Raw genomic sequence first — 11,524 nt, 5'->3', positions numbered from 1 at the left:
ACCCCATGGGCACCGACATGAACACCGGCCTGAACACCGACGTGAACACCAGCATGAACACCCACCTGGACACCGACCGGATCGTCCGCACGTTCGTCGAGTACTACGAGGACCGCGGCCACCGCAGCATCACCGGCTCGACCCTGCTCCCGCCGCCCGGCGACCCGGTGCTCTTCACCACCTCGGGCATGCACCCGCTCACCCCCTACCTCGAAGGCCGCCCCCACCCGCTGGGCCGACGGCTGGTCAACGTGCAGCGCTGCCTGCGCACCACGGATCTCGACGAGGTCGGCGACCGCACCCATCTGACCGTCTTCGAGATGCTCGGCACCTGGTCGCTCGGCGACTACGAGGGCCCGCAGAGCCTCGACTGGGGCTACGGGCTGCTCACCGAGGGGTTCGGCATCGACCCCCGACTGCTGCACGCCACGGTCTTCGGCGGCGACGAGCGGACGGGCCCGGACACCGCCTCCCTGGAGGTGTGGCAGCAGCACGGCGTGCCGGTGGAACTCACCTGTGAGGACAACTGGTGGTCCAACGGTCCCACCGGCCCGTGCGGCCCCGACTCGGAGATCTTCCTGTGGACCGGCGACACCCCGCCGGAGTCGACGCCGACCGGTGACGACCGCTGGGTGGAGGTCGGCAACCACGTGATGATGCGCCACCGGCGGCTCGACGACGGCTCGCTCGTATCGCTCCCCCAGCGCAACATCGACACCGGACACGGCCTGGAGCGGCTCGCCTCGCTGCTGCAGGGCCGGCGCTCGGTGTTCGAGTGCGACGTCTTCGGCCCCTGGCGCCGGCTCGTGCCGCCGCTGTGGGAGCTGGACGAACCGTCACTGCGGCTGGTCTGCGACCACCTGCGCTCGGCCGTCGTGGTGATCGGCGACGGGGTGCGCCCGAGCAGCACCGGCCGCGGCTATGTGCTGCGCCGGCTGGTGCGCCGGGTGCTCACCGTGCTGCGGCGCGACGAGCCGGGGCGCACCCTGGCCGATCTGCCGCAGGAGCTGGTCCGGCACACCCTGGACCGCTTCCGCCAGGACGAGGACCCGGAGCTGGTGCGCCGGACGCTGCTCGACGAGGAGCGCCGCTTCGGCCGCCTGCTGGAGCGCGGCCGGCAGGTGCTGGCCCGGCCCCGGTTCCGCGGGCCGTTGGGCGAGGAGGACTTCCACTACCTCCACGACACCCACGGCCTGCCCCGCGACCTCGTGCTGCACCTGCGGCCGGGCGTCAGCTGAGCAGGGCCCGCCCGTACCAGTCCTGGGCGTCGGCGACACCGGGCAGCACGAAGAAGTAGCCGCCGCCGAAGGGCTGGACGTAGTCGATCAGGGGCTCGTTGACCAGCCGGGTCTGGACGGTCTCGAACTGGCGCTTCACGTCCTGCTGGTAGCAGGCGAAGATGTGCCCGGACTGGATGTTGCCGTTCTGGTCCAGCCCCAGGTCGTAGTTGTAGGAGCGGCGCAGCAGTCGCTGGTCGGCGGTGTCGGGGGTGCGGGGGTTGGCGAGCCGGATGTGCGAGTCGAGCGGGATGACGTTGCCCTTGGGGTCGGCGCCGTAGTCCGGGGTGTCGAACTCGTTGGTGCCGTCCAGCGGTGCGCCGGTGTCGCGGCGGCGGCCGAACATGTTCTCCTGCTCGCTGATGGAGACCCGGTCCCAGAACTCGACGAGCATCCGGATGAGCCGGACGACCTGGTAGGAGCCGCCCTGGGCCCAGGCGGGCTCGGTGGGGTCGTCGACCCAGATCAGCTGCTCAGCGGTGCCGCCGGTGGGGTTGGCGGTGCCGTCCTTGAAGCCGAGCAGGTTACGGCCGGTGCCGGAGGGCCGGGGCGGGGAGTTGTAGCCCTCGATCTTCCAGCGCAGCTGCATGGCGCCGCGGGTGTGCTTGGCGATGTCGCGGATGGTGTGGTGGACGGTGTCGGGGTGGTTGGCGCAGATCTGGAGCAGCAGGTCGCCGTGCAGCCAGGCCGGTTCGGGCGAGTCGTTGGGGAAGATGCGCATCGGCGTGAGGTTCTTCGGCTTGTGCCCGCCGAGGCCGAAGCGGTCGTCGAAGAGGCTGGCGCCCACCGAGGTGGTGACGGTCAGTCCGTCGGCCGGTATGTCCGGGCCGAGGACGTCGCTGTCGGCCGGGGGCTGGCCGACGCCCAGGTCCGGGGCCGCGCCGCCGGTGGTGAGGGCGCGGGCCCGGTCGGTGAGGGTGTGCATCAGGTCGGCGAGTGCGCCCTTGTCCTTGGCGGTCACGTCGAAGGCCGCGTAGCAGGAGGCGTTCTGCTTGCCGGACGGGCCGGGGGTGAGGATGCCGGACTGGTGGGCGCCGTGGAAGGGGTAGGAGTCGGCGGCGGCCGGGCCGCCGGCCGCCGCGTGGGCGTCGGCCTGGGCGCCGCCGATCAGCATTCCGCCGGTCAGTGCGGTTCCGGCCGCGCCCACGGCGGCACCGGAGAGGAATCTGCGACGGCTGACGTCCATGGTTGAGGGCCCGCTCTTTCTTTCGTCTCGTCTGCGTGCTGGTCTGTGGTCCGGCCGCCCGGTGCCCGGGAGGGTCACTGGGCGGAGGGCGGAAGGCTCACTGGGCGGAAGGCGGGACCTCGAGCAGGTCCGGAACCTGGTCGAGCGTTTCCAGGAGGGTGCCGATGGCGGCGTCGACGCGCTGGCGGGCCGCGAGCGGGATCTGCTGCGGGGCGGTCCAGTTGCCGTTGGTCTGGGTGGCGAGCAGCGCGGAGTCCAGTGCGTCCAGCTGCTGGTCGGTCGTCGCCAGGAGTTTGGGGGCCCGGGCGTTGATCAGCGGGGTGAGTTCGGCGAGCACGGTCCGGGTCACCTGGACGTCGGCGGAGGTCTCCGGGTAGGCGGCGCCGGCGCCCTCGTCGTCGATCCCCGAGAGGTGGTCGCGCAGCGCGTCCTCCAGGATCTCGTGCGCGCGGGTCGGCAGGTTGGTCGGGTCACCGGCCTCGTCGTCGGTGGTCAGCTTGGCGCTGACGGTCGCGACGTCGGTGGTGAGGGTGTTCGCCACGGGCAGCAGGTCGGCGGCGCTCTGACCGTGCCACAGGCCGTACTCCAGGCGGTGCAGGCCGGTGAAGCCGCTGTCCTGCACGCCGCCGGGCAGCCCGTCCGGGAGGCCGTCGACGGCGGTGCCCTCGTCGCCGAAGCTGTCGTAGGAGGCGCCGACCTTCTCCCAGTCCAGCTGGGCGGTGAGCCAGTCGGTCTTCGCCTTGGCGAGGTCGTTCGCCCGGAGGTCCGCGGTGATGGCCGCCACCGCGCCGGACAGCTGGATGAGCACGCCCGCGGCGTACTGCTGGTAGGCGGTGTCGGGCGGGGTGAGGTCGTCGACGCTGACCGGCTTCACGGCCAGCGGCGCCGTCCGGCCGGTGTGACCGCTGACCGCCACGGTGGCGGAGGAGGTGGTCCTCCCCGACATCAGGCAGTTGATGGTGTAGGCGCCGCTGCCCAGGGTGGCCGTCATCTGAGCGGTGGTGGCCGGGCCGATCGTCTCGATCTCGGCGACCACCGCGCCGCTGGAGTTGACCAGGTTGATCTCACCGGACTGGCCGGACTTGTTGTCGACCGAGAAGGTCTGCGTGCCGGTGTGGCCGGAGGTCCACTCGTCGGCGCACGTCTTGCGGGTCACCGTGACCGCTTCGACGGCCGCCGCGGTGCCGTCGGGCAGCAGCGCGATCGCGGTCGTGGCGGCCAGCGCGGGCACCACCACCAGCACCCCGGCCACCGTCCACAGGCGGCCGCCGGCCAGGCGCTCCCACCGGTCCGCGCGGGCCGGCTCCGGGGTGGCGGCGGCCGGCTCCGGCGCGGGGGTCGCAGCGGCCGGCGCCGCGGTCGCGGCGGCCGCTTCCGCCGCGGGGGCGGGCGCCGGGCGCCCGGCCCGGACGAACAGCGGGACCACCACGGCCAGGTACACCGCCCAGGCCACGACCTGCAGCACCGTCATCCTCGGTGCCAGGTCGGTGAACCCGGTGATGATCGAGACCCACCACGAGCCCGGGTCCAGGTGTGCGCTCAGGTCGAACGCCACCCAGTGGCTGCCCGGCAGCAGCCCCGCGTCCTGCAGGTCCCCGAGGCCGTAGGAGAGCACCCCGGCGGCGATCACCACCAGCGCGAGCGCGGTCCGGCCGAAGAAGACACCGAGGTTCAGCCGCACCGCCTGCCGGTAGAGCAGCCAACAGAGCGCCACCGCGCCCGCCAGCCCCAGCCCGGCGCCGACCAGCGGGGCCAGCGTCGAGCCGGAGGCCTTGACGGCCGTCCACAGGAACAGCGTCGTCTCCAGGCCCTCCCGGCCGACGGCGAGAAAGGCCGTCAGCGCCAGGGCGCCCGCGCCGATCGCGCTCGCCCGCTCCACCTCCCCGCGCAACTGCCGGGCGAGATGGGCGGCGGTGCGCCGCATCCAGAACACCATGGCGGTCACCAGGCCGACCGCCAGCACGCTCAGCAGTCCGCCGACCGCCTCCTGCCCCGCGCTGGACAGCACGCTGGTGGAGAACGTCAGCACGGCCGCGAAGGCCGCGGCGACCGTCACCGCGCCCAGCACGCCCAGCCAGACGGGTGCCGGCGACACCCGCCGACCGCCGTCCGCGGTCCGGCGCAGCGCGGCCAGCAGGATACTCACGACGAGCCCGGCCTCAAGGCCTTCGCGCAAGCCGATCAACAGGTTTGGTACCGCCTCAGCCCAGTTCACGGCCGATAAGGTAAGCCATGCCTAACCAGCGCGTCCAGCCTCCGGCAGGGGCAGTCGGAGCACGACCCCGCGCACATTCAGACTACTGCCAACTTGGGCTTCAATCCTGGACGTTGACCGATTTCCCCACGTGCGAACCGGTCACTCGCGAGCCGGATCACCCCACCCGCACCGGCCACCTTGACCGCGGCCCGGCGGAACTTTGGGGGAATCTTGAAGATTGAGGTTAGGCTAACCTAACTTCAGGGTCTCGGGCCTGCCGAGCCGCCACGTCCGCCATGGGAGGAGACCGGCATGGGTCACGGCTGGGAGGGCGTCGTCCTCAAGCTGATGCGCGGCAAGGACTACGAGTTCACGGTGACCGGGGTCGAGCAGATCACCGAGCACTACCGGCGGGTGTCCTGCACCGACGGCGGGATGCTGGCGGCGACCGGGGTGCACCCCACGATGTGGGTGCGCCTGTGGTTCGACGACAACGGCCGTCCGCACCAACGGGCCTACACCCTGGTGGAGCCGGATCCCGCGACGGGCACCTTCCACCTGGAGTTCGCGCTGCACGACGGCTGCGCGAGCCGCTGGGCCCGTGCGGCACGACCCGGCGACCGGATCCAGGCCACCGTGCAGGGCACCGGCTTCACCCTGCCGCACCCGCCGCCGGGACACCTGCTGGCGGTCGGCGACTGCGCCTCGCTGCCGGCGGTCAACTCCCTGCTCGCCGCACTGCCCGGCACACCCGCGCAGGTCTGGCTGGAGACCCAGCACGACACGGACGCCGAGCTGCCGGTCGGGCCGGACGACGGCTCCTGCCGGGTCCGGCGGGTGGCCCGGCGCCGGGGCGGTGCGGACCTGGTGGCCGAGGTCCGCAGCGCCCTGACGGCCATGACGCCCGCCGAACTGGCCGACGCCTACCTCTGGTTCACCTGCGACACCGCCACCACCCGTGCGCTGGCCCAGCTGGCCCGCAAGGAGCTCGGCCTGGCCCGCGGCCAGTTGCACGCCCTCGGCTACTGGCGGCCCTGACCACGGCACCCGGACCGGCCTTCGGGCCGATATCCGGGCCGATATCCGGGCCGGCATCCGGGCCGACCCCGGCGGCGGTCACCGGAAGTCGCGGCTGCGGGTGCCCGGGGCGAGGGTGAGCGGGGTCAGGCGGCTGGCGACCAGGTTGGCCGCGCCGTCGCGGCGCTCCACGGTGCCGTGGACCAGCAGGCCGGCGTTCTGCAGTGCGGTGCGGCGCTGGCGCTCCCAGACGTGCGGCTGGCAGACGACGTTGATCAGGCCGGTCTCGTCCTCCAGCGAGATGAAGAGCACGCCACCGGCCGTCGGCGGGCGCTGGCGGTGGGTCACCAGGCCGCCGACGGCGACCAGGGTGTCGGCAGGGGCGCTCTTGAAGGCGGCGGCGGTCAGGGCGCCGCAACGGTCCAGGTGGGAACGGGCGTGCTGGACGGGGTGGCTGGTGGCGGAGACCCCGGTGGCCCACAGGTCGGCGATGGTCTCCTCGATCGCGGTCATCGGGGCCAGCTCGGGGGCCCGCAGGCCCGGGGCGGTGCCGGGCAGCATGCCCTCGCCGGTCCGGGTGAGCAGGCCTGCGGACCACAGCGCCTGACGGCGGCTCAGCCCCAGGCTCGCGAAGGCCCCGGCGGTGGCCAGGGCTTCGAGCTCGGGGGCTTCGAGCCCGGTGCGGCGGGCGAAGTCCTCCAGATCCGCGTACGGCCGGCCCGCGGCGATGGCCTCGGCCTGCTCGGGGCCGAGGTTGCGCACGCTCTCCAGGCCGAGCCGGATCGCCGGCTCACCGTCCTGCGAAGGGCCTGGCTCCAGGGTGGGCGGGGCCGCGCTCCGGTTGATGTCGACCGGGCGGACCTCCACGCCGTGGCGGCGCACGTCGGCGATCAGCGTCTGCGGGGAGTAGAAGCCCATCGGCTGGTTGGCCAGCAACGCGCAGGTGTAGGCGGCCGGGTGGTGCAGCTTGAGCCAGGCGGAGGCGTAGACCAGCAACGCGAACGAGGCGGCATGCGACTCCGGGAAGCCGTAGCTGGAGAACGCCTCGATCTTCCCGTACACGTCCTCGGCGGCCTCCGGCGGGATGCCGCGCTCGGCCATGCCGGTCAGCAGCCGCTCGCGCAGTTCGGCCACCCGCTCGTGGGAGCGCTTGGCGCCCATGGCCTGGCGCAGCCGGTCGGCCTCGGCCGGGGTGAAGCCGGCGCAGTCGATGGCGAGTTGCATCATCTGCTCCTGGAAGAGCGGCACCCCGAGGGTCTTGGCCAGGGCGCGCTCCATGAGCGGGTGCGGGACGGTGGCGGGTTCGCGGTGGTTGCGGCGGCGGATGTAGGGGTGGACGGAGCCGCCCTGGATCGGTCCGGGCCGGATCAGGGCGACCTGCACCACCAGGTCGTAGAAGCTGCTCGGCCGCATCCGCGGCAGCGCGGACGCCTGCGCCCTGGACTCGACCTGGAACAGGCCCACGGTGTCGGCCCGGGCGAGCATCCGGTAGACCTCGTCGTCCTCGGGCGGGATCGTGGCGAGGGTGTAGCGCACCCCGTGGTGACGGGCGATCAGGTCGCAGGCGTCGTGCAGGGCGGAGAGCATGCCGAGCCCCAGGAGGTCGATCTTCACCAGCCCGGCGTGCGCGCAACTGTCCTTGTCCCACTGCAGGACGGAGCGGCCGGGCATCCGGGCCCACTCGGTGGGGCAGACCTCGGCGATCGGCCGGCGGGTGAGGACCATGCCGCCGGAGTGGATGCCGAGGTGGCGCGGCAGCCCGCGCAGCTGGCCGGCCAGCTCGCGCACCTCCTCGGGCACCGCCTCGGACGGCGGCGTCTCGTGCCAGCCGGTCTCGCGGCTGAAGCGGTCGAGGTCCCCGGCCGCGTAGCCGAGCGCCCGGGCCGCGTCCCGCACGGCCAGCTTGGGCTGGTAGCTGATCACATTGGCCACCTGGGCGGCGTGGGTGCGGCCATAGGTGTCGTAGCAGTACTGGATGACCTCCTCGCGCCGCCGGTGCTCGATGTCCAGGTCGATGTCCGGCGGCCCGTCGCGCTCGGGGCTCAGGAAGCGCTCGAACAGCAACCCGTAGCGGATCGGGTCGACGGCGGTGATGCCGAGGGCGTAGCAGACCGCGGAGTTGGCGGCCGAGCCGCGGCCCTGGCACCAGATGTCACGGCGGCGGCAGAAGTCGACCAGGTCGTGGACGATGAGGAAGTACCCGCACATCGAGAGCTGTTCGATGACCTGCAGCTCGTAGGCGACCTGCTGGTGGGCCCGGCGGTCGGCGGCGTCGAAGCGGCCGGCGGCGGCCCGCTCGGTGAGGTGGCGCAGCCAGCTGGCCTCGGTGTGGCCCTCCGGGACGGGGAAGCCGGGCAGTTCGGGGGCGAGGGTGGTGAAGTCGAAGGCGCAGGCGCGGGCGAGGTCGACGGTGGCCTGCTGGACGCCGGGCCAGGGGGCGAGGCGGGCAGCCATCTCGGCCGGGGAGCGCAGGTGCGCGGTGCCGGCCGCGGCGAGGTGGGGCTCGGCGTCGGCGAGGCTGCGGCGCTGGCGCAGCGCGGCGAGGGTCTGGGCGAGGCGGGTCTGGGCGGGGGACGCGTGGTGGGCGGCGGTGGAGGCGACCACGGCGAGTCCGGTGCGGGCGGCGAGCGCGGCGAGGGTGTCGTTGCGCTCGTCGTCGCCCGGGGTGTGGTGGTCGGTCAGCTCGACGTGGACGTTGCCAGGGCCGTAGCGCTCGGCGAGGGCGCGCAGTTCGCGCTCGGCGGCCGCCGGGCCCTCGACGTCCAGGGCGCGGCGGACGGCGCCCTTGCGGCAGCCGGTCAGGATCGCCCAGTGACCGCCCGCGGCGTCGGGGAGCCGGTCGACGTCGTAGCTGGGGCGGCGCTTGCCGGCGCCGGCCAGGTGGGCGTCACCGATCGTGCGGGCCAGGCGGCGGTAGCCCTCGGCGCCGCGGGCCAGCACCAGCAGGTGCTCGCCGTCCTGGTCGGGGGTGCCGGTCGGTTCACCGGTGGCACCGAGGGTGAGCTCGGCGCCGTAGACGGTGGCGATGCCGGCGCGGCGGGCCTCGGTGGCGAGGATCGCGGCCGCGTACAGGCCGTCGTGGTCGGTGACCGCCAGGGCCTCGGTCCCCAGCCGGGCGGCCTCGGCGACCAGGTCCTCGGGGGCGCTGGCGCCGTCCAGGAACGAGAAGCTGCTGTGGACGTGCAGCTCGGCCCAGGCCGGGACGGGTGCGGGGCGGGCGGAGGCCGGGCGGGCGGATGCGGGGCGGGCGGATGCGGGTGCGGGTGCGGGTGCGGCAGGGCCCGGCGGCGGGCCGGGGAACGGGATCACCGTCCGGTCCGCGGCGCTCCGGCCGCCGGTCATCCGGCGGCGCAGCTCGCTCCACGGCAGGTCGGGGTGGTTGGTGAAGCCCATGTCGGCGGTCCTGCTCCGGTGGTGCCACGTGCTGTGCAGCGGTGGCCGAGTGGTGTGCAGTGGTGGTGGGGTGGTGCGCAGTGGTGGTCGAGTGGTGCGCAGTGGTGGTCGAGTGGCGTGCAGTGGTGGTGGGATGCGGCCCGGTCAGCTGTCATATCGGTCAGCTGTCATAGGCGCCCTCGATGCGCCAGCGCCCGCCCTCGACGAGCAGCAGTAAGGCCCGCCCGTCGGAGACCGTCACCTGCAGCCGGGCCATCCGCCGGGCGTCCTCCTCCCACCAGCGCTCGGTCGCCGGCCAGGGGCCGGCCCAGCCGGTCACCTCCAGCACCCGGCCGGCCAGGACGAGACGGGCCGGCGCACCGCACGCCTCGGCCCGGGCGGTCACCGCGACCTCCTGGCCGTCGGCGTCCAGCAGCCGCACCGGCGGCGGCACCGCGGGGACGTGAGCGGGCGAGGGCGCGGGCAGCCGGCCCGGCCAGGGGCCGTCCGCCCGCCGCTCCTGGTGCGCGTCGCCCCACGGCGTGCGCACGACGCGGTCGGCCGGACCGCGCCCGCCCGCCAGTTCCGCCGTCACCAGGCCGGCGTGCCCGAGGATCGCCTGCACCCGGGCCACCGCCCGCTCCACCCGCTCGGTCGTCTCCCGGTCCCCGTCCAGCAGGGACAGCTGCCGGCCCGGATCGCGGACCAGGCCGTCCGGCACCAGCCGCAGCGCCACCACCCCGCCGGCCTCCTCGGCGAAGACCCGGCGGTGCTGCCAGGCCTGCAGCTGCCAGCGCACCCGCTCGGCCACCGCCCCCACCGACAGCAGCCCCTCGTGACGCCAGGCCCGCGCCGCGCACGTGCCGTCGGCGCACTCCACCTCCACCTCGACCCGCTCACAGGCCAGCCCCGCCGCGGCGAGGCCCTCGTGCAGCCGCTCGGCCAGCGCCCGCGCGGCGAACACCAGCGGCTCCGCCAGCAGCGAGGGCTGCTCGAAGCGTTCCTCCACCGTCAGGTCGAGCCCCGGCGGACGGGCGATCACCGGCCTGGCCTGCAGGCCGCGCGCCTGGCGGTGCGCGGCCAGGCCGGCCGCCCCGAACCGGTCCGCCACCGCCCGCACGGGCAGCGCGGCGAACCGGCCGAGCGTCGGCAGACCGAGCCGGAGCAACAGGTCCGCCAGCCGCGCGTCACCGAGCTCGGCGACCGGGAAGCCGGCCAGGAACCGGGGGCTGTGTCCGGCGGGTACCACCTGCTCGGTCCGGGCGGCCAGCTGCGCGGCGAGCAGACCGTCCGCCACGCCCACCCGGCACTCGTGACCGGCCGCCTCGATCGCGTCGTAGACGCGCTCGACCAGGCGCTCCTCCCCGCCGTGGTAGCGGGCCGGCCCGTCGGCGGGGACCGCCAGCAGCCCCGGCCGCAGCACCTCCAGGCGCGCGGCGAGCGCGCCGACGGCGTCGGCGACCGGCTCGAACTGCTTCGCCTCCTCGTCCGCCTGACGCTCGTGGATCTCCAGGCCGGCCACGGTGGCCTGGGCCGTGCGGACCTTCTGGCCGCGGCCGATACCGGCGGCGCGGGCGGCGTCGGTGGCGGCCAGGACCCGGCCGCGCTCGACCACGGCCACCAGCCGCTCGGGCGCCGGGTGCGGACCGAGCACGGCGATCACCGGCCAGTCGGGACACCAGGCGGCCAGCGCCCTGGGCGCCGCGCCGTCACTGATCGCACCGTCGCTGATCGCACTGTTCCTGATCGCGCCGCCGTTGATCCCGCCGTCACTGATCGCACTGTTGCTCATCACACCACCGCCAGCGGAGCACGCGCACCGGTGGCCACCGGCCCGGTGCCCGTCACCAGCGGCTCGACCGGGCTGATCGTCCCGTTCTCGTCAGGCAGCCACAGCGCCACCGTGCGGCTCCGGGCCGCGGCACCGCGCCCGGCGGCCGTCACCTGGATCCGGCGGGCCCGCAGCCGGCCGCGGCCCCGGCCCACCCCCGTCCACGACCGGTCGACGACCTCCAGGCACACCTGCGCGCCCGGCCACGGACCGGCCACCAGCAGCACGCACCCCGTCCGACGGGCGACCGCACCGAGCCGGGCCGCCACCGCCCCGCCCACCGGCCCGACCGGACGCACCAGCAGGATCCCGAAGGCGTCCGCCATCGCCGCGACGACCTCCGGCCACCGCTCCCCCGGCGACTCGACCAGCACGAACCGGTCGAGCCGCACACCCAGCTCGGCCGCGGCCACCAGTCCCAGCCCACCCAGCCCGATCGCCCCGCACCAGGTCCCGGCCGCAGTGGCGGCAGAGGCCAGCGTGAGCAGCAGTGCGGTGTCCCCGCCGACCGACACAGCGGTGCCCGGCCGCAGCCCACGCTGTGGCAGCAGCGCCCGCAGGGCAGGCAGCACCGGCACCAGCGGCCCGGGCCGGGCCTGCTGGAGCTGAGGTGCCAGTGCGCTGAGTGATGCCTCCACGAGACC

The 11,524-nt window shown here is 74.5% G+C and carries 7 protein-coding genes; 2 read left to right on the top strand and 5 right to left on the bottom strand.

Features of this window, described 5'->3' with window-relative positions; translation table 11 throughout:
- Positions 1 to 53: 53 nt before the first annotated feature.
- Positions 54 to 1,238, top strand: coding sequence for an alanine--tRNA ligase-related protein (locus OG500_RS36805; protein WP_442907164.1), 1,185 nt, complete (start codon positions 54 to 56; stop codon positions 1,236 to 1,238).
- Here OG500_RS36805 and efeB read toward each other — a convergent pair.
- Both efeB and OG500_RS36795 read right to left on the bottom strand, forming a co-directional pair.
- Positions 1,231 to 2,463 carry an iron uptake transporter deferrochelatase/peroxidase subunit gene (gene efeB / locus OG500_RS36800; protein WP_329586899.1) on the bottom strand — a complete coding sequence of 411 codons (1,233 nt, stop codon included), beginning with the start codon at positions 2,461 to 2,463 and terminating at the stop codon, positions 1,231 to 1,233. The two genes, OG500_RS36805 and efeB, sit on opposite strands and share 8 nt — an antisense overlap.
- A gap of 97 nt (positions 2,464 to 2,560) precedes the next feature.
- Positions 2,561 to 4,609 carry an FTR1 family protein gene (locus tag OG500_RS36795; RefSeq protein ID WP_329586896.1) on the bottom strand — a complete coding sequence of 683 codons (2,049 nt, stop codon included), beginning with the start codon at positions 4,607 to 4,609 and terminating at the stop codon, positions 2,561 to 2,563.
- Positions 4,610 to 4,972: 363 nt separating this feature from the next.
- Here OG500_RS36795 and OG500_RS36790 point away from each other — a divergent pair, with 363 nt between their 5' ends.
- Complete coding sequence (locus OG500_RS36790) at positions 4,973 to 5,698, top strand: siderophore-interacting protein (RefSeq protein WP_329586893.1); 726 nt, start codon at positions 4,973 to 4,975, stop codon at positions 5,696 to 5,698.
- A gap of 78 nt (positions 5,699 to 5,776) precedes the next feature.
- On the opposite strand, the gene OG500_RS36785 is transcribed toward OG500_RS36790, so the two are convergent.
- The 3 genes from OG500_RS36785 to OG500_RS36775 form a co-directional block, all read right to left on the bottom strand.
- On the bottom strand, positions 5,777 to 9,070 hold the full coding sequence (locus tag OG500_RS36785; protein WP_329586890.1) for an error-prone DNA polymerase: 3,294 nt from the start codon (positions 9,068 to 9,070) through the stop codon (positions 5,777 to 5,779).
- A gap of 160 nt (positions 9,071 to 9,230) precedes the next feature.
- A complete protein-coding gene (locus tag OG500_RS36780) occupies positions 9,231 to 10,841 on the bottom strand; it encodes a DNA polymerase Y family protein (protein WP_329586887.1) in 1,611 nt (536 codons plus the stop codon).
- Entirely contained in the window at positions 10,841 to 11,518 is a 678-nt protein-coding gene (locus tag OG500_RS36775) for a hypothetical protein (protein WP_329586884.1), read from the bottom strand. Before OG500_RS36775 ends, OG500_RS36780 begins: the two co-directional genes overlap by 1 nt.
- Between the last annotated feature and the right edge of the window lie 6 nt (positions 11,519 to 11,524).

Source organism: Kitasatospora sp. NBC_01250 (assembly GCF_036226465.1).
Taxonomy (GTDB): Bacteria; Actinomycetota; Actinomycetes; order Streptomycetales; family Streptomycetaceae; genus Kitasatospora.
This window is presented reverse-complemented; position numbering and strand designations above follow the sequence as displayed.

Excerpts from the sequence above, each read along its gene's own strand:
- OG500_RS36805 (WP_442907164.1), top strand. The coding sequence starts at position 54 with ATGAACACCCACCTGGACACCGACCGGATCGTCCGCACGTTCGTCGAG.
- efeB (WP_329586899.1), bottom strand. The coding sequence starts at position 2,463 with ATGGACGTCAGCCGTCGCAGATTCCTCTCCGGTGCCGCCGTGGGCGCG.
- OG500_RS36785 (WP_329586890.1), bottom strand. The coding sequence starts at position 9,070 with ATGGGCTTCACCAACCACCCCGACCTGCCGTGGAGCGAGCTGCGCCGC.
- OG500_RS36780 (WP_329586887.1), bottom strand. The coding sequence starts at position 10,841 with ATGAGCAACAGTGCGATCAGTGACGGCGGGATCAACGGCGGCGCGATC.
- OG500_RS36790 (WP_329586893.1), top strand. The coding sequence starts at position 4,973 with ATGGGTCACGGCTGGGAGGGCGTCGTCCTCAAGCTGATGCGCGGCAAG.